The 18,160-nt window shown below is 52.8% G+C and carries 14 protein-coding genes and 1 pseudogene; 12 read left to right on the forward strand and 3 right to left on the reverse strand.

Annotated elements, in window-relative coordinates:
* Positions 1–53 precede the first annotated feature (53 nt).
* Positions 54–251, reverse strand: coding sequence for a 50S ribosomal protein L35 (rpmI, locus tag H8Q75_RS11220; protein WP_024125171.1), 198 nt, complete (start codon positions 249–251; stop codon positions 54–56).
* Positions 252–316: 65 nt separating this feature from the next.
* On the opposite strand from rpmI, the gene H8Q75_RS11225 reads away from it, so the two are divergent.
* Genes H8Q75_RS11225 through H8Q75_RS11235 form a run of 3 tightly spaced genes read left to right on the forward strand, consistent with a single transcriptional unit; the run spans position 317 to position 2,243 of the window.
* Positions 317–715 (forward strand): hypothetical protein, encoded by a 399-nt coding sequence (locus H8Q75_RS11225; RefSeq protein ID WP_024125172.1) that lies wholly within the window; start codon positions 317–319, stop codon positions 713–715.
* Positions 716–1,447 (forward strand): photosystem II S4 domain protein, encoded by a 732-nt coding sequence (locus tag H8Q75_RS11230; protein WP_297041775.1) that lies wholly within the window; start codon positions 716–718, stop codon positions 1,445–1,447.
* A 4-nt stretch (positions 1,448–1,451) separates the two neighbouring features.
* Positions 1,452–2,243: a YdcF family protein gene (locus tag H8Q75_RS11235; protein ID WP_297041777.1), complete on the forward strand. Its 792-nt coding sequence runs from the start codon at positions 1,452–1,454 to the stop codon at positions 2,241–2,243.
* On the opposite strand, the gene H8Q75_RS11240 is transcribed toward H8Q75_RS11235, so the two are convergent.
* On the reverse strand, positions 2,240–3,127 hold the full coding sequence (locus H8Q75_RS11240) for an alpha/beta hydrolase (RefSeq protein WP_297041779.1): 888 nt from the start codon (positions 3,125–3,127) through the stop codon (positions 2,240–2,242). The genes H8Q75_RS11235 and H8Q75_RS11240 overlap by 4 nt on opposite strands.
* 298 nt (positions 3,128–3,425) lie before the next feature.
* Here H8Q75_RS11240 and H8Q75_RS11245 point away from each other — a divergent pair, with 298 nt between their 5' ends.
* From H8Q75_RS11245 to H8Q75_RS11280, 8 genes and pseudogenes are all read left to right on the forward strand, one after another.
* Positions 3,426–4,436: a PstS family phosphate ABC transporter substrate-binding protein gene (locus H8Q75_RS11245; RefSeq protein ID WP_024125175.1), complete on the forward strand. Its 1,011-nt coding sequence runs from the start codon at positions 3,426–3,428 to the stop codon at positions 4,434–4,436.
* A gap of 72 nt (positions 4,437–4,508) precedes the next feature.
* On the forward strand, positions 4,509–5,522 hold the full coding sequence (gene pstC, locus H8Q75_RS11250; protein ID WP_024125176.1) for a phosphate ABC transporter permease subunit PstC: 1,014 nt from the start codon (positions 4,509–4,511) through the stop codon (positions 5,520–5,522).
* Positions 5,523–6,452, forward strand: coding sequence for a phosphate ABC transporter permease PstA (gene pstA / locus H8Q75_RS11255; RefSeq protein ID WP_297041783.1), 930 nt, complete (start codon positions 5,523–5,525; stop codon positions 6,450–6,452). It abuts the gene before it with no gap.
* The gene (gene pstB / locus H8Q75_RS11260; RefSeq protein ID WP_024125178.1) at positions 6,446–7,255 is read left to right on the forward strand and encodes a phosphate ABC transporter ATP-binding protein PstB; all 810 of its coding nucleotides are present in this window, start codon (positions 6,446–6,448) and stop codon (positions 7,253–7,255) included. Before pstA ends, pstB begins: the two co-directional genes overlap by 7 nt.
* Positions 7,256–7,438: 183 nt before the next feature.
* Entirely contained in the window at positions 7,439–7,714 is a 276-nt protein-coding gene (locus H8Q75_RS11265) for a Uma2 family endonuclease (RefSeq protein WP_297041788.1), read from the forward strand.
* Positions 7,715–7,872: 158 nt separating this feature from the next.
* Positions 7,873–8,739, forward strand: a complete 867-nt coding sequence (locus H8Q75_RS11270) for a cyanophycinase (RefSeq protein WP_297041791.1) — start codon at positions 7,873–7,875, stop codon at positions 8,737–8,739.
* 93 nt (positions 8,740–8,832) lie between these two features.
* Complete coding sequence (gene cphA / locus H8Q75_RS11275; protein WP_297041793.1) at positions 8,833–11,526, forward strand: cyanophycin synthetase; 2,694 nt, start codon at positions 8,833–8,835, stop codon at positions 11,524–11,526.
* Positions 11,527–11,568: 42 nt separating this feature from the next.
* Positions 11,569–15,213: pseudogene (locus tag H8Q75_RS11280) on the forward strand (hydantoinase B/oxoprolinase family protein).
* Between the two features lie 24 nt (positions 15,214–15,237).
* Here H8Q75_RS11280 and H8Q75_RS11285 read toward each other — a convergent pair.
* Entirely contained in the window at positions 15,238–15,639 is a 402-nt protein-coding gene (locus H8Q75_RS11285; protein WP_024125183.1) for an AbrB family transcriptional regulator, read from the reverse strand.
* Positions 15,640–16,625: 986 nt separating this feature from the next.
* Between H8Q75_RS11285 and H8Q75_RS11290 the strand changes: the two genes are divergently transcribed.
* Positions 16,626–18,160 (forward strand): SMC family ATPase (locus tag H8Q75_RS11290; protein ID WP_297041796.1); only part of this gene is annotated, 1,535 nt, incomplete at its 3' end.

Below are 18,160 nucleotides of genomic sequence, written 5' to 3' on the forward strand. Positions count from 1 at the left end.
CCATAGTTCAACTTCACCCTTAATCAAAAACCGAAAAACTAAAAATTGATAAATTAAGCGTAGGGCAGCATCAGCGATACTCGCTCAATATCCCGTGGATCGACCAGGGCTTTATGGGAAAGACGATTCTTGCGATCGCTCCCCTTGTGTTCGAGTAAGTGATTTTTGTTGGCCTTGCGGCGGACAAACTTACCACTGCCCGTCGTCCGAAATCGTTTAGCAGCAGCGCGACGTGTTTTTAGCTTTGGCATAGCTTTGCCCTATTTTAGACACAGCTTACTAGTGTACTATTTTGAAGAGAGTCTTGGCAAGCTGCATGGAACTGGAGTTTATTCCTGTCGAAGAGTTTTATTTTGCCCTTACACTGGCCATGCGTACCCTCGAAGATTTGGGCGATGCGGCATTTGTGGAGCGGGTGCGATCGCGCTTGCAAGAGCGGTTTGGTCAGGCCTCGACTGTGGCTGCTGCCAAGCAAAACACCTTTAACTATGTCTTTCGGGTCAAGGGGGTTGACAATAGTCCGGCACCGCAATTAATCCTTTCGATTGCCGACTGGCAGGGAAAAATCCGCCTCAGCAGTGACTACGGCTGGACATTGGATGCACAGCGCAAAACCATCCGCACTGAAAAATTTGGCGATCGCCCCCAATTTTGCCAACAGGTGAAAGCCTACTTAGCCCAATGGCTGGAACTGCCGCAATTTCTCGAGGCCTAAATGTTTGACCTAGGAACCGCCCTTGACACAGCCATTAAAACCTGGTCGGTGGTGCATACCCCCTTTTTGCCCCCAGATCGGGTGGTGGAGGTACTAGGCACCCTTGAGCAACGAGCCGATGTCCATGGCCTAGCCTGGGGAGGGTATCCTCAAGCGGAGCGCTGTCGGCTGGCGATCGCCCCCATTGAACTTCGTCTTGAGGAGCAACAGCCTCCCCTGGCTTTGGTGCGAATCACCGGCAACTTTCTCTTTGATGCGGCTACCTACAGTGATTTTGAGCAAGCGATCGCCAATGGGGGTCTCGAAGAAGGGGATTATGGGGATGTCATTCTCCTGGGAGAACGGGGAGCACAGGTCATTCTCATCCCTGAGAAAGTCTCCACCCTACAAAAAGAGTTAAAACAAGTGCGCACAGTACCGGTGACTGTTGATCTCTGTGACTGGTCAGAACTGGCCGTAGCGCCCCCCCAACGGAAATCCCTCAGTACCGTCGAAGCATCATTGCGCTTGGATGCCGTGGCCTCAGCCGGATTTGGGGTTTCCCGCAGTAAGATGAGCGAGTGGATTAGCCAAGGGCTAGTGCGGGTCAATTGGCAAATGGTGCAGCAACCGCGGCATCTCCTTAAGGTCAATGACCTCATTGCCATTCGCGGCAAAGGGCGATTGCAGATTCAAGCCATTCAAGTCACCAAGAAGGAGCGCTACCGCATTCAGATGGAGCGGATTCGCTAAAGCGATGGATCTACTGCTATCGAAATTGCTGCCACCGCTGCTGTATCCATTGTCTTTGGCCTGTTGGGCGCTAGTTTTTGCCATTGTGCGCTTTTGGCGTGCCCCCAAACAGGCAGCGATCGCCCTGGTCATTGCCCTAGGTATTTTACTCTTGAGCGGGAATGACTATGTGGCAGCCGCTCTTATTGCTTCCCTAGAGCGGCAGTATTTACCCCCTGATCCGATGCCCAAAGCTGCAGCCATCGTTGTTCTCGGTGGTGCTGTTGTTCCCCAAAGCGCCCCGCGCCCTTGGATCGAAGTCACAGAAAAAGGCGATCGCGTTCTCTACGGTGCCCACCTCTTTCGCCAAGGCTATGCCCCCCACCTCATCCTTAGTGGTGGCCGCATTGACTGGCTCAGCGAACCCTTTCAGCGGGGCGAGGCGACAGATATGGCGGAAATTGCCACCACCTGCGGCGTGCCAATGGACAAGATTCTGCTGGACACCACCTCCCTAAATACCTATGAAAATGCCGTGAACGTCAAAGCCCTTCTTGAAAAACATTCCATTCAGGGAGAGCTACTGCTGGTGACATCCGCCTACCACATGCCCCGCGCCGTCGCCATTTTTCATCGTTTGGGGATGAACATCATTCCAGCACCCACAGACTATCGCTACCCCTCGATCGCGCGATCGCCCACCTGGCAAAACCTATTCCTCAGCCTGATCCCCAATCCCTACAACGTGGACATCACCACTATTGCCCTGCGGGAATATCAAGGTCTTCTCATTTATAGGCTGCGCGGTTGGCTTTAGAGGGCTTGGCCACGCAGAAACGCCTGACACACCTCCACAAAGGCAGGGGCTGACTCATAGGGCAGGACATTGCGCCCCGGAATTACCTCCCCTTGCACATTGGGAAATGTCTTGGCATAAAACTCTAGGCGTTCTGCAGGTGATTCAGCCCCACCATCGCGACTGATACTGGAAGCCTGATCCCCCATCACCACAAGCACTGGTTGACGAATATCCCGCATTTTCTGACGGTAATCCCGCCGCCAAAAACCCGCGAGGAAAGAGTACACTGCATGGCGACTCTCAAGATCAGCAGCCCCCACCGCCAGCATCCTGAGCCATTCGTCATCCACATCCTCCCCCTTAGCAAACAGTTGATTGATTGAAAAGCGACGCAGAAAACTTTTCTGACGCGCATAGCGATAGAAAACGCGACCCAATGGCGAGTCAAAAAGATTCCAACGTACCTTCTGCCACCTAGGGTCAGTATTTTCAGACACCAAAGCAGGGGCAGGTGGGCCACTGAGGATCAGTGCTCTTACTACTTGAGGATCAAGATGTACTAGCTCCATCGCTACGGGAAACAATGCCCCTTGAACAACAAGGATCACTGGTTGGCAGATCTCAGATGTAATGAAGAAATGTAACTGAGCTGCCCAATCTTCCGGATAGTAGACGCAATGGGGCAAATCACTCTGGCCACAGCCCAGCAAATCAGGAATATAAAATGAATAACTTGCCCCTTGAGATTGCCAATAGCTGACACAGCGCTCCCAAAACTGCCCAGAAAGCCCCACCCCCACGGGATGGATAAAGAGAATGGGGGAGCCTCCTGCTTGAGAACTGAAGCGATAGGCGCAGGAAAAGCCCTGCCACTGATAGATTTTAGAGATGAATGACGGCATTGCAAACAATCCTTCAATAGTTTCTTCAGTGTTTCTTCAATGTTTCCGTAGCCCAGAGTTAACGTCTAACACTGAACCCAGCAGATAAGTGGCCTGCGTGAATAACAGGGTTGATCCCCAATATGCAGTGGTATTTTAAACAAACTTTTACCTTCTCTTAACTCCATCCCGTAAATGTTTGACTATGCTGGCGATGGGGACATCGTAGCGGCTTACCACTTGGAAACGTGTGGGTAACCGCCACCCCGAAGCTACTGTACACCGTAAAGGGTTGTTTACTCCGCTAGGAAACAGTACCATGTTGACATCTGCAAAACGCTATGCCCCTCTGGGGATATTTGCCGCTGTGGCGGCCCTTTCCGCTAGCCTAATACCCCCTACCTTGTCCCAAGAAGCCCCCACGATTCGTATCGATGGCTCCAGCACAGTCTACCCTGTCACTGAAGCCGTGGCCGAAGCTTTTCAAAAAGCTGAAGGGGGCAAAATTCGTGTTACTGTAGGCATCTCCGGTACCGGTGGCGGCTTCAAAAAGTTTTGCCGCGGTGAAACCGACATCTCCAATGCCTCCCGCCCCATTTTGGCCAAGGAAATGGAGGCCTGCAAAGCAGCTGGCGTCCAGTACATTGAGCTGCCAGTTGCCTATGATGCCCTCACCGTAGTTGTGAACCCCCAAAATACTTGGGCGAAAAGCCTGACTGTTGCTGAACTGAAAAAGATTTGGGAACCAGGCTCTACAATCAACAACTGGAACCAAGTGCGCAAAGAGTTTCCGAATATTCCTCTAAAACTCTTTGGTGCAGGAGCAGATTCCGGTACCTTTGACTACTTCACTGAGGCCATCAACGGTAAAGCAAAAGCTAGCCGCAAGGATTACACTGCCAGCGAGGATGATAATGTTCTTGTCCAAGGGGTATCCCGCGAGCGGGGAGCCCTCGGCTACTTCGGCTATGCTTACTACGCAGAAAACAAAAACAAGCTGAAGCCAGTGGCCATTGACAACGGCAAGGGTCCGGTGATGCCCTCTGAAAAAACAGTAGTTAACGGTACCTATCAGCCACTCTCCCGACCCATCTTTATCTATGTCAACGCTAAAGCTGCACAACGTCCTGAGGTGAAAAAATTTGTCACCTACTACCTGAACAACGCTCCTGCGATGGTCAAGAAAGTTAAGTATGTTCCTCTTCCCGCTAGTGCCTATAAAAAAATTCTTGCCAACTTTAGCAAGAATCGCATTGGCACCATTTTTGGCGGTAAAGAGGCAGTTGGTCTCACCATCAATGAGTTACTGAGTCTAGAGGCCAAGGAGTAGTCTAAGATAGGGGGAAGGAAGCCAAACTTTGGCGCCTTTCCCCAATTGATTTTATGTAGCAGAATCCTATCTATGATCGATCAACCCCTGGCCCCGCGCATTGAACTGCCCATTTCGGCAAGTGCTCGACAAAAACGTATCTGGTTAGAGCGCATTATTGGGTCTGGCCTCTTTGTGGCGGCATTTTCTTCGGTGATGATCACCACCATCATCATCTACATTCTTTTTAGTGAAACTGTTATCTTTTTCCAGAAAGTGATGGCGGTGCATCAGGAGTCCCTAATAGGTGCCCTTGCAGAATTTTTAACAACCACAGAGTGGTCCCCTTTAATTGAGCCAGTCAGCATTGGGGTGTGGGCACTGCTATCGGCAACAATTACGACCTGTACTATTGCCAGCTTTGTTGCGATCCCATTTGGCACGATTGGTGCAATTTATCTGAGTGAGTTTGCTCCGGCAAAGGTGCGAGAAATTCTGAAGCCGATTTTGGAACTATTGGCTGCTGTACCCACAGTGGTCTATGGCTATTTTGCCCTCCTATTTGTTACGCCATTGCTCCAGAAAATCATTTTGGGTGTACAGCAATGGTATGCACCCGGGAAGGAACCATGGGAATACTACGAGCTACCCGGATTTAATATGCTGGGCGCTGGCATTGTGGTTGGTTTGATGGTCATTCCCTATATTATGAGTATGTCTGAGGATGCCCTGCAAGCTATTCCTTCACACCTACGGGAAGGTTCTTATGCTATGGGGGCAACTCGCCTACAAACAGCTTTGCGGGTACTATTACCTGCGGCAACCTCAGGTTTAATTGCCGCCTACATCTTGGGTTTAGCACGGGCGGTCGGGGAAACAATGATTGTTGCTGTAGCTGCTGGTTTGCAGCCTAAATTTACCTTCAATCCCCTTGAAGGGGCAGCAACAACAACGGCCTATATTGTCTCGGCGAGTCTTGGAGACCTGCCCCATGGTTCCTTGGAGTACCAATCTATTTTTGCAGCAGGCATCATGCTCTTTTTGGTGACATTCCTCATGAATGTGGCCGGTTACTTTATCAGCCGCCGCTATCGGGAGGTGTACTAAATGATTGACATATTACGGAATCCGCTGGCAATTCGAGCCTCTATAGAGGTACGAACGCGCTGGGAAAAGTTTTTTATTTTCTTGGGCTTCTTTTCTGTCTTCATTGCCCTACTGACACTGGTACTCCTAGTGGGAGATTTGCTCCTACGGGGAGCTCCACTCCTGAACTGGAGGTTTTTCATGTCACCTCCTAGTGGAGATGCGGCTGAAGCAGGCATTTTAACGGCATGGGTAGGTAGCTTACTGGTTATTCTAGTTACAATTACGGTTGCTGTACCACTGGGAGTGGCAGCCGGCATCTACCTTGAAGAGTACGCGCCGAAGAATTGGATTCTTGATTTCATTGAAATCAATATCACTAATTTGGCCGGTGTTCCTTCCATCATTTATGGCCTGTTGGCTCTAGGGTTTTTTGTTTATATTCTCAAGTGGGGTGAGAGTATTCTTACCGCTGGCTGTACCCTAGCCTTGTTGATTTTACCGGTGATCATTGTCGCCACACGGGAAGCGATTCGCGCGATTCCCCAAGGTATTCGTGAGGGCGCCTATGCTGTGGGAGCCACCCGTTGGCAAACCATTGCCGATCATATCTTGCCCTACTCAATGGGTGGGATTCTCACTGGTGTGATTGTGGGGGTGTCGCGAGCCTTGGGAGAAACGGCTCCACTAGTAACCATTGGTGCGTTAACCTTTATCACGTTTTTGCCGGAAGCGCCATTAAAGGGGGAGTTTCCCTATATTTCGTTCAAATGGCTCTGGTCACCCTTTACCGTGTTGCCAATTCAAATGTTTAACTGGGTGTCACGCCCGCAAGAAGAGTTTCAGGTAAATGCAGCGGCGGCAGGGATTGTGCTGCTTGTTTTGACCTTGGGTGTCAACGCGGCAGCTATTTATCTTCGTTATCGTTTTAGGAAGAGCATCAAATGGTAAAACCAACAGATTCAGGACAGGGAGTTCCGCCAACGAAGCAGTCCTTAAAAAAGCTGGCTGAAGTGCGGAATCTGAACTTCTACTACAAGAGCAACCAAGCACTGAAGAATATCAACCTGTCGGTTTATGAAAAGCAAGTAACAGCTTTGATCGGCCCTTCCGGTTGTGGCAAGACAACATTGCTGCGCTGCTTCAACCGCATGCATGATCTGTATCCTGGTAATCGCTACGAAGGGGAAATCTGGCTAGGGGATGAAAACCCGCGTAACCTCTTGGAGATGGATCCCATTGAAGTGCGCATGCAGATTGGCATGGTCTTCCAAAAGCCAAACCCTTTCCCTAAGTCTATTTACGAGAATGTTGCCTACGGCCTGCGCATCCGTGGCATCACTAACCGCGCTGTTCTTGATGAGGTAGTGGAGCGATCGCTCCGCAATGCTGCCCTCTGGGATGAAGTTAAAGATCGCCTCAAAGAGCCGGGTACTTCTCTTTCGGGAGGACAGCAGCAGCGGCTCTGTATTGCCCGTGCTCTTGCTACTAATCCGGAGCTGATTCTCTTTGATGAGCCCACTTCTGCTTTGGATCCAATTGCAACAGTCAGTATTGAGAACCTGATTACGGAGCTGAAGGATCAAGTCACTATTTTGATTGTGACCCACAATATGCAGCAGGCCATTCGCATTTCCCAGTTCACCGCCTTTATGTACCTCGGCGAGCTGGTGGAGTACAACGACACCATGTCTATTTTTACGAAGCCCGTGGAGCAGAAGACCGCCGATTACGTCAATGGTCGTTTCGGTTGATTCCCTGGGCCACTGCAAGTCTGCTTAAGAAGGGGGTCTAAGGGGGACGTGGGATTGCCCATGGATGGCCGTCCTAGGGCTAATGGTTATTCCTTCTCGCTCTAGGGGCGCAGGGATGTTGGCACCGCTGGGGTCAACTGCTGCACGAGTGAGGAGGATTATATCCAGGGCGCACCGCAACTGGTGTTTGCCAGTGCTGCCTACAACCGGCATGATCAGCTCAGGGGGAACCGCCGCAATGGCGTTCAGGCATACCTCCTCTGGTGTCCCCGCGATCGCCAGATTCACTGGTTTTGCTTAGAAGCAGGGGAATACCCGTCACTCCCTGCTGATACTGAGGGGATTATCGGCAGCCGCCACTTCCCCGGACTTTGGCTTGCCCCTGAGGCATTACTTGTCCATGAGTTGGGTACTGTCTTGCGGGGACTACAACAGGGAATGGCCACTCCTGAACATTAAGCGTTTGTAGAAATCTGGATCGAAACTTAAAAATTTTCCCTAATCTGGCATTATGCTGTATAGAATCCCCGTGTCAATAGTGGCGTATTGGCATCGCCCTTGCCAAACCCAGGAATTCTGTCTGTCTGCCGATTGAACGTTTTATTCACCGTAGCCCTATGTTGCAATTAGACCCCATTTCCAAAACGACCAATCAACATTCTGGTCACAAAGGTTTAGTGATGGCGATCGGGGGAGCGGAGGACAAAGTACGTGGGCGACAAATTCTCACCACTTTTTGTCAACGGGCTGGCGGCCTAGATGCCGTCATTGGTGTTATTCCCTCTGCTTCCCGTGAACCCGATGCCATGGGGCGGCTCTACCACGATATTTTCCGCGATATTGGCGTGCGGGAAGTGGACGTTCTATTGGTAGGCGATCGCGCCGATGCTGAACAGGAAGAGATGCTGACTCGCTTGAGTCGCTGTACTGGAATCTTTATGTCTGGAGGCGATCAACTGCGTTTGTCGGCGCTGCTGGATGAAACCCGCCTCCTGTACCAATTGCGCCATCAAGTCTGGGAAGGCAAATCCATCCTTGGGGGTACCAGTGCCGGTGCCGCTGTCATGGGTGAGTGCATGATTGCCAGTGGGGGCAGCAATGAAGCCCCAAGCCGCTCCCTAGTAGATTTGGCCACAGGCTTGGGTATTCTTCCCGATATTTTAGTGGATCAGCACTTCCACAACCGCAATCGTTTGGCGCGCCTGATTAGCGCCATTTCTGCTTATCCCGACAAGCTAGGTGTTGGCATTGATGAAGATACTTGTGCCATGTTTGAAGCCGATGGTACGCTGCGGGTTCTTGGTCGTGGCTCTGTCACTATTGTTGATCCTCGGGATGTCAGCTACACGAACTACGCCCATGTGGATGTCAACGAACCTCTGAGTATCTACAACTTGCGCCTACATATTCTCAGTGATGGTGACTGCTACGATCTCCGCACCCATCAAGTGCAGCATAAGTGCATTTTGCCTCCCCTAAACTAAGTTTTTGGGAAAGTGTTGCTTAAGATACAGCTTATTGCGTCACTCCCCTCAAAACTAAAGATGGTAAGTTGTCCTTAAAAAAGCCACTCTTCTATGAAGATTCTGAAATTACAAACGCTGCGGGGTCCCAATTACTGGAGCATTCGGCGTCATAAGCTGATTGTCATGCGTTTAGATCTAGAAGAGGTGGCCAATACCCCCTCCAACCAGATTCCCGGGTTTGTGGACGGGTTGGTGCGGGTTTTACCCAGTCTTTACAATCATTTTTGCTCCCTTGGCCACGCCGGGGGCTTTCTCACCCGCCTACGAGAAGGCACCTATCTGGGTCATGTGGTCGAACATGTCGCCCTCGAACTCCAAGAACTGGCAGGGATGTCCGTTGGTTTTGGCCGCACACGGGAGACCTCAACGCCGGGGGTGTATCAAGTAGTCTACGAATACCAAGTGGAAGAAGCAGGCCGCTATGCCGGCCGAGCAGCCGTGCGACTGTGCCAAAGCATTATCGATAGGGGCACCTATCCCCAGCGAGAACTGGATCAGGATCTCGCCGATCTCCGGCAGTTGAAAGCAAAGGCCTCCCTTGGCCCGAGTACGGAAGCGATTGTCCGCGAAGCCGAAGCCCGCAATATCCCTTGGTTTGAGTTGAGCAGTCGCTCGATTATTCAATTGGGCTATGGTGCCCGCAGTCATCGGATACAAGCCACGTTGAGCGATCGCAGTAGCATCTTGGCAGTTGAACTTGCAGGGGACAAAGAAGGGGCAAAGCGACTGCTTCAGGATGCGGGAATTCCCGTGCCAAAGGGAACCGTGGTCCGCTACATTGAAGACCTCCCCGAAGCCATTGAGGAGATCGGTGGCTACCCTATTGTCATTAAGCCCCTCAACGGCAACCACGGTCGGGGGATTACGATTGACATCAACACCCTAGAAGACGCTGAAGAAGCCTTTGAAATTGCCAGCAGCATCTCCAAATCAGTCATTGTGGAACGCTATCATGCGGGTCGCGACTTCCGGGTTCTAGTGGTCAATGGCAAAGTGGTCGCTGCTGCTGAACGGGTGCCCGCCCATGTCCTTGGCGACGGCCGCTCTACCATTGAAGAACTCATTGAGCAAACAAACCAAGACCCGCAGCGGGGAGACGGTCACGATAATATCCTCACCCGCATTGAGGTCAACCACGACACTTGGACACTCCTGGAAAAACAGGGCTATACCCTGAATACGGTCTTGCAACCGGGGGAAATTTGTTATCTACGGGCCACGGCGAACCTGAGTACCGGTGGCATTGCCGTTGATCGCACCGATGAAATTCACCCGGAAAATGTTTGGATTTGCCAGCGGGCCGCTCGGATTATTGGTCTGGATATTGCCGGTATTGACGTTGTCAGCCCCGATATTAGTCAGCCCCTGCCTAAAGTTGGCGGTGTGATTGTGGAAGTCAATGCCGCTCCCGGCTTTCGCATGCACACGAACCCCAGCCAAGGGATTGCCCGCAATGTTGCTGAACCAGTGTTGAATATGCTCTTTCCACCGGGAACGCCTTGCCGCATCCCGATCTTTGCCATTACGGGCACCAATGGTAAAACCACCACCACCCGTCTCATTGCCCATATCTGCAAACAAACGGGGCAAACCGTTGGCTACACCACCACAGATGGCATCTATATTGGGGATTATCTGGTGGAAAAAGGAGACACCACAGGCCCCCAAAGTGCTCAACTAATCCTGCAGGACCCCACCGTTGAGATTGCCGTCCTCGAAACGGCGCGAGGCGGTATTCTCCGCTCCGGCTTGGGCTTTGACCACTGTGATGTCGGGGTGGTGCTCAATGTGCAGGCCGACCACCTTGGCCTTGGCGATATTGACACCGTTGAGCAATTGGCGGACTTAAAGGCAGTGGTGGTGGAATCCGCCTGGCCAAATGGCTACGCTGTTTTGAATGCCGATGACCCCCTAGTGGCGGGAATGGCACGCCAAGTCAAAGCGCAAGTGGCCTATTTCTCGATGAATCCCCACAATCCAATCATTCGGCAGCATATCCAGCAGGGGGGACTCGCCGCTGTTTATGAAAATGGCTATCTCTCAATTTTGAAAGGGGACTGGACGCTGCGGATTGAGCAGGCAGAAAATGTGCCCATTACCCTTGGGGCTCGAGCGGGCTTTATGATTGCCAATGCCCTCGCTGCCAGTCTAGCCGCCTTTGCCCAAGGCATCAGTATTGAGCATATTCGCGCTGCCTTGACCACGTTCCGAAGCTCGGTGGAGCAAACCCCCGGTCGGATGAACCTCTTTGATTTGGGGCAATTTAGTGTCTTGGTGGATTATGCCCACAATCCAGCAGGGTATGAGGCCATTGGTGAATTTGTCCAAAAATGGCCGGGGCAGCGCATTGGTGTCATTGGAGGACCGGGCGATCGCCGCGATCAAGACTTGGAACAACTGGGGGAACTCTCGGCGAAAATTTTTGATTGGATCATCATTAAGGAAGATGATGATACCCGTGGCCGGCCCCGTGGCGATGCCGCCTATTGGATTGAGCGGGGGGTAGTACATCACCACAGTGTCCAGCGGCAATACGATATCATCCATGACGAGGTGGCAGCGATTCAATTTGCCCTTGATCGGGCTCCCAAAGGATCCTTAGTGGTGATCTTTCCAGCGGAAGTGAGCCGCACGATTCAACTGATTCGCCAGCATCAGCAACGACTCCAAGGGGAAACGACCAATGGCTTTCACAGTGAGGGAATGCCCACCAGTGGTGATCTCAACCCCTCCATCTCTCATTAGGGAGTTTCTCTACCGCTGGCAACGCTGATAGTATCACCCTCAATGAGCAGTCATCAGATCCAAGGTAAATGGCAATTTTGGATCGATCGCGGCGGCACGTTCACGGATATCGTCGCCCGCCGTCCCGATGGCCACATAGTGGTACACAAGCTGCTCTCAGAGAATCCAGAGCAGTATCGCGATGCGGCGGTAGCGGGAATTCGTACCCTCATGGGGTTGGCAGGGGATGCCCCCATTCCCAGTGAAGCCCTTGAAATTGTGAAACTGGGGACAACGGTGGCCACCAATGCTCTTTTGGAGCGCAAAGGCGAGCCAACGGTTCTCCTTATCACCCAAGGCTTTGGGGATGCGCTAGCCATTGGCTACCAAAACCGCCCCGATCTCTTTGCCCTAGGAATTGAGCAACCGCCGCCTCTTTACACCAAGGTTATTGAAGTTAAAGAGCGGGTCAGTGCCCAAGGGGAAATTCTCGTCCCCCTTGATTTGGCGGCGCTGAAACCACAACTGGCAGCGGTTTATAACCAAGGTATCCGCAGTTGTGCCATTGTCTTCGTCCATGGCTACCGTTACCCTGACCATGAGCAACAGGTGGCCGCCTTGGCAAGGGAAATGGGCTTTACCCAAGTGTCCGTTTCCCATGAGGTGAGTGGCCTCATTAAGCTGGTGAGCCGCGGTGATACGACGGTTGTCGATGCCTATTTGTCGCCGGTACTGGGTCGCTATCTTCAGGGGGTGCAGGCGGAGCTAGGGGAGATTCCCCTTTACTGTATGCAGTCGAATGGCGGTGTCGTGGCGGCTTCCTGCTTTCGCGGTAAGGATAGTCTGCTGTCAGGCCCGGCGGGGGGGATGGTGGGGGTGGTGCGTACCGCCTTAGCTGCAGGGATTGAGCGGCTGATTGGTTTAGATATGGGGGGCACCTCCACCGATGTCTGCCACTATCGTCACAATTCTGATGCCCCTTGGCCAGAGTATGAGCGGTGGCAGGAAACCACGATTGCCGGTGTGCGGTTGCGATCGCCCCTCCTGGCAGTGCATACGGTGGCAGCCGGTGGGGGCTCCATTTTGCGGTTTGATCAGGGTCGCTACCAAGTGGGGCCAGAGTCTGCGGGTGCCAATCCCGGACCAGCGGCCTATCGTCGGGGTGGCCCCCTGACGATTACCGATGCCAATCTCCTCTTGGGGAAAATTCAGCCCGCCTATTTCCCTGCTGTCTTTGGGGCCGATGGTCAACAGCCTTTGGATCGCAAGACGGTCGAACAGCGATTTGCTCAACTGCGCCAAGAAATCTACGAGAGCACGGGGGATGCCCGCAGTGTCGCCGATGTGGCCGCTGGTTTTATTGAGGTGGCCGTGAATACAATGGCACAGGCAATTAAGAAAATTTCCCTGGAGCAGGGGCATGATGTGCGCGAGTACACCCTCTGCTCTTTTGGCGGTGCAGGAGGGCAACATGCCTGTTTAATTGCTGAAGCCCTGGGAATGGCCCAAGTTTATATTCACCCCTACGCGGGGGTGCTCTCGGCCTACGGCATCGGTCAGGCGGAGTTGCGGGTGCTCAAGGAGCAGACGATTGAACAACCTTTGATCCCCGATGGGTTTGCTGAACTCCAGGGACAAATTGAGCGCCTCAAGGCTCAAGTGGTGGCTGAACTCGCTGCCCAAGGGGTTGATCCCTCGCAAATTCAAAGTCAAGTGCGCATTGGCCTAGGGTATATCGGCACCGATACAACGCTGTGGGTGCCTTGGTCAGATCAAGAAACCATGGCAGCGTCCTTTGCCCAAGCCCATTGCGATCGCTATGGGTTCAATTTACGGGGGCGATCGCTGCGGGTGGGTCAAATTGCTGTTGAGGCTGTTGCCCTGCAGGCGATGCCAAGCGTCACCGTACCTGCAGCTACTGGCGAACTCATTCCCCTTGACCATGTACCAGTTTACAGCAAAGGCCAATGGCACCAAGCGCCAGTCTATGCGCGCGATCGCCTGCCGGCCCATCAGGTCATTGCAGGGGTGGCCCTGATCTTAGATACGACGGGCACCAACGTGGTTGAGGCGGGCTGGCAGGCCAAAGTGGATGAGCAAGGGGGGCTGTGGCTGCGTCCTCTCCAGGCCTTAGCGGCAACACCAAAGCAGATTGCTCCTACGGTTGCCGATCCCGTACAGTTGGGCATTTTTCAGCAGCTGTTTCGCGCTATTGCTGAGCAAATGGGGGTCACACTCCAGCAGACCAGTGCCTCGGTGAATATCAAAGAACGGTTGGATTTTTCCTGTGCTCTCTTTGATGGCGCCGGCAACCTCGTGGCCAATGCTCCCCATATCCCTGTGCATCTGGGGTCAATGAGCGAAAGTGTCAAGGCACTCTTGGCAGAGAAAAACAATGCCCTCCGTGCGGGTCAGGTTTTTGCCACGAATAATCCCTATCGCGGTGGTACCCACCTGCCGGATATTACTGTGATTACGCCGGTGTTTCTGAAGGGGTAAGCACACCCTGCTTTCTTTGTCGCTTCGCGGGGGCACCATGCTGACATTGGGGGCATCAGTCCTGGGTCAATGCCTGCCAATAGTACCGATGTCCGCCAAGAGGGGATTCTCTTTGACAATGTACTGCTGGTAGATGGTGGGGAGTTTCAAGGGGAGGCCATTTATCAGCTATTAACCCAAGGGCCTTGGCCAGCCCGCTATCCTGAACAGAATATCGCCGATTTGCAAGCGCAAATTGCCGCTAACCAGCGAGGAGCCCAAGAACTGATTGCGCTGTGCGATCGCTATGGTCGCGCGGTAGTCGCTGCCTATATGGAATTTAGCCAGGCCAATGCCGCTGAATGTGTGCGCCAATGCCTGCGATCGCTCCCAGGGGGCCGCTTTTGCGTTGCCATGGACAACGGCAGCCAAATTCAGGTGCAAATCACGATTGATACCACTCAAGGTGTAGCTTGCCTAGATTTTGCGGGAACCTCCAAGCAAACCCACGATAACTTCAATGCCCCCCTCGCCATTACCAAGGCAGCAGTCCTGTACGTCCTGCGGACACTGGTGCAGGAGGATATTCCCCTCAATGCCGGCTGTCTGCGGCCCATTGAGCTGCGGGTGCCGGAAGGCTGTCTATTAAACCCAACGTTTCCGGCGGCGGTGGTGGCTGGGAATGTGGAAACTTCACAAACTCTGGCCAATGCCCTCTACGGTGCCCTCGGTATTATGGCGGCGGCTCAGGGAACGATGAACAACCTTAGCTTTGGGAGCGATCGCTATCAATACTACGAAACCATCTGTGGTGGCGCTGGGGCAGGAGCCACCTTTGCCGGAGCCAGTACTGTGCAAACCCACATGACCAACTCTCGGCTCACTGATGTGGAAGTGCTGGAAAGCCGCTACCCCGTGATTGTTTGGGAGTTTTGCCGTCGCCGGGGCAGTGGTGGCAAGGGACAGCAATCAGGCGGCGATGGGGCCATTCGCGTCCTTGAGTTTCGTGAACCTATGACCGTCAGCCTCCTCAGCCAATCGCGGAAAATCCCCCCTTTTGGACTGTTTGGGGGTGAAGGTGGGGCAGTGGGTGAAAATCAATGGCTGAAACCTGGCGCCCCCCCCTCTCCTTTGCCCGGAACGGCCACCATTACTGTCGCGGCGGGCGATCGCCTGCGGATTTGTACCCCCGGCGGTGGTGGCTTTGGGGTACCTCATCTCTCAGATTAGATATATCAATATATATCAATCAAGTTAATCTTCGTCATCGGTGGGTTGACCGTTGCTGCTTACTTGTTTTAAGTGAATGTGCTTCCGGCCAAGGGTAATTTCAAATTCATCCCCCGGTTTGAGATTCATTTGCTTGGTATAGGCTGCACCAATGAGCAAATTGCCATTGGCTTGTACCGTAATTCGATAACTGGCACTGCGCCCCCCTCGGCTGCCACCGCGGCCTGACCTACTGTCAAGATTTACGCCCAAGGCTTCAAGAAGTGCCTTATTAAACTTCAGTTTGCTGATCCGCTCCTTGCCGGTTTTGGTCACGGTGTAGTAGCCACAGGCCTTTGCTTTTTCTTCGTGGCTGAGATGTTCCAGTTGTTTGTACTTTTCTAATAAAGCAGCACCTGTCAAGGGTTCTACTGGTTTGCGTCCCATTTTAACCTACCTTTTCAATGATCAAGTACTGTCTATTCATTGGCGATTCGATCAAAGATTGCCAAAGCGTGACAGCGAAGTCGTAATGAATGAGTGTCTATCTTTAGCAAACCATAATTTTTTTCAGAATTCAAGTTGCGATCGCCCTTGAGTCGGGGTTTTAATTTCCTTTGGAGGAGTTACATTGACAGCCCATTTCACAGCCACAGAAGAGGCTCAAAAAATGTGAGGGCCAGTGTAAAGAAGTCCTTTACCCCTCTGACAGCCCTTTTCGCAGGTGTGGCACAGGCTCAACACTACAAAAGCAATGATGAAAAAGGATTCGATTGCCGTTGAGATATCCCACATTTAAGACAACGAAAGTACATGCTCCACACTTTAGCAAGTGACTCTAATAAAACTTACAGCACTTTTTGCAAGACTTGAATATGCAAACCACGGTCGCTTCAGTGTGGGGCGGAAAAGCCGGAGGGTGACTTTCGTCCACAAGTTGTTAAAGTAAAGGCAATCCTCAATATTGCTGAAGAACTCCAACACTCAGAAGGGAACTCAAATCCACCACTTCTATGCCAAGAAGTATGCCAAGAAGTGTGTCTGCAGGAGTGGGATAGGCTAAAGGCAATCGTAATAGATGAGTGGCGCTGAAGCGGGGCGCGATCGGCCACTCTCTTCGGTAGGATTCGCAGCAGTTGCCAAAGATAGCTGTCGTGAGCTGTTTCCTTGGCTGTCATTTGGAGCAGTTCCCGCCCATGAATTCAATGGGATCATCTTCACTTAGAAGCCCAAGTTCTAGTAAACGGTGATCCTCCTGCACTGCAAATCGCACCGATGGGGGGGTTGGAGTGGGTTAAGGTGGGCGTGATCATGATCTTATTGCTCCTCTTATTGATCGTAAGTATTTTAGGCAGATATTTTAGACAGACTCTCAGGAGTGGCGCATTCTTCCCCACAGAATGCCCTAAACTGTGTCAAGGGTGTGGTGCCCTATGATTCCACGTCAACTGGTATTGCGCAACTTCCTCAGCTATCGCCAAGCCACTCTTTCCTTTGCGGGGTTACATCTGGCCTGTATTTGTGGTGCCAATGGGGCGGGCAAGTCTTCGCTCCTTGAGGCGATCGCTTGGGCACTCTGGGGGCAAAGCCGCGCTAGCCGTGAGGATGATGTGATCTACTACGGCGAAATGGAAGCCCAGGTGACGTTTGAGTTTAGCGTCCAAGGGCAGACTTATCGGGTGGTACGGTTGCGGCGACGGCAGCAACAGACGGTTTTGGAGTTGCAGATTCAAACGGCGCTGGGCTATACCTCGCTAACGGGGCGATCGCTACGAGCGACCCAGGAAAAAATCATTCAAATTCTTCGCCTTGACTACGCCACCTTCGTCAACAGCGCCTATTTGCGCCAAGGACGTGCCGATGAATTTATGGCCAAGCGCCCCAGTGAGCGCAAGCAACTGCTGGCCAGCCTTTTGGGCTTGGATCAATACGAGACCCTAGCGGAGGCGGCGCGCGATCGCGCCCGTGACTACAAAGCCCAAATCAGTGTTCTGGAGCAGCGACTCCAGACCCTCGCGGATGAATTGGCCCAGGAGCCCCGCCTGCGTACCCAACAGGCAGCGGTGCGCCAGCAGATCCAACAGCAACGGCAGCAGGTACAGCAGTGCCAACAACGACTCCAAGAGCAACAGGCCGCCTACCATATCCATCAACTCCAACAGCGGGACTATGAACACTTGCAACAGCAGCGCGATACGCTTGCGGCAGCGATCGCCCACCTGGAGCACCAGTGCCAGACCCTTCGCCAAGAACAGGCCGCTATTGCGGATTTGGAAGCCCGTGCCCCCCTATTGGAAGCCGCCGTCAGGCAATGGGAGAGCCTGAAAACCGCCGAAGCGCAATTGCAGCAGTGTTTTAGTAAGTATCAACAGCTGCGCCAAGAGCGCGATCGCCACCAGCATAGCCTCGACCAACAGCGGCAAGACCTTCTGCGCACCCTCCATGGATTGGAGAGCCAGCAGCAATTTCTGCTGGAACAATGCCAGCAGTTGGAAAAGTTGCTCAAGCAAGAAAATCAGATTATTGCTGCTTTTGAACAGCTACAGCGAGCGCGCGCTCACCTCCAAGCCCAAGAAGAGCTGCAACAAAAAGTCTTTCCGCTCCTGCAAGCCAAACAGCGCCTCGAACTGGAACGGCAACAGCAGGAACAACGCCTCCGCAGCCGGCGCGATGAATTGCAGCAGTTGTGGCAGCATCTCCATCAACAGATAGAGCGGCAACCCGCTCTCCAAGAGGCAGTGACCCTGATTACAGCACAGATTGCAACCCTTGAAAAACAGCGTATCTATCAAGACCATGTGCGAGAAAAGGGACTGGAGCGCCGCCGCTTCCTCGAACAACTGCAAGCCCGCCAGCGGGAGTATGAGCGGCAAATGAATCAACTGGAGCAGCGCTTGGAACTACTGAATCAACCGGGAGCCATTTGCCCCCTGTGTCAACGTCCCCTCGATCGCGAGCACTACCAGGC

The organism is Thermosynechococcus sp. OHK43 (assembly GCF_014466085.1).
GTDB lineage: Bacteria > Cyanobacteriota > Cyanobacteriia > Thermosynechococcales > Thermosynechococcaceae > Thermosynechococcus.

Excerpts from the sequence above, each read along its gene's own strand:
- H8Q75_RS11235 (WP_297041777.1), top strand. The coding sequence starts at position 1,452 with ATGGATCTACTGCTATCGAAATTGCTGCCACCGCTGCTGTATCCATTG.
- H8Q75_RS11230 (WP_297041775.1), top strand. The coding sequence starts at position 716 with ATGTTTGACCTAGGAACCGCCCTTGACACAGCCATTAAAACCTGGTCG.
- pstA (WP_297041783.1), top strand. The coding sequence starts at position 5,523 with ATGATTGACATATTACGGAATCCGCTGGCAATTCGAGCCTCTATAGAG.
- H8Q75_RS11240 (WP_297041779.1), bottom strand. The coding sequence starts at position 3,127 with ATGCCGTCATTCATCTCTAAAATCTATCAGTGGCAGGGCTTTTCCTGC.
- cphA (WP_297041793.1), top strand. The coding sequence starts at position 8,833 with ATGAAGATTCTGAAATTACAAACGCTGCGGGGTCCCAATTACTGGAGC.
- H8Q75_RS11245 (WP_024125175.1), top strand. The coding sequence starts at position 3,426 with ATGTTGACATCTGCAAAACGCTATGCCCCTCTGGGGATATTTGCCGCT.
- rpmI (WP_024125171.1), bottom strand. The coding sequence starts at position 251 with ATGCCAAAGCTAAAAACACGTCGCGCTGCTGCTAAACGATTTCGGACG.
- H8Q75_RS11285 (WP_024125183.1), bottom strand. The coding sequence starts at position 15,639 with ATGGGACGCAAACCAGTAGAACCCTTGACAGGTGCTGCTTTATTAGAA.
- pstC (WP_024125176.1), top strand. The coding sequence starts at position 4,509 with ATGATCGATCAACCCCTGGCCCCGCGCATTGAACTGCCCATTTCGGCA.
- H8Q75_RS11225 (WP_024125172.1), top strand. The coding sequence starts at position 317 with ATGGAACTGGAGTTTATTCCTGTCGAAGAGTTTTATTTTGCCCTTACA.
- H8Q75_RS11270 (WP_297041791.1), top strand. The coding sequence starts at position 7,873 with ATGTTGCAATTAGACCCCATTTCCAAAACGACCAATCAACATTCTGGT.
- pstB (WP_024125178.1), top strand. The coding sequence starts at position 6,446 with ATGGTAAAACCAACAGATTCAGGACAGGGAGTTCCGCCAACGAAGCAG.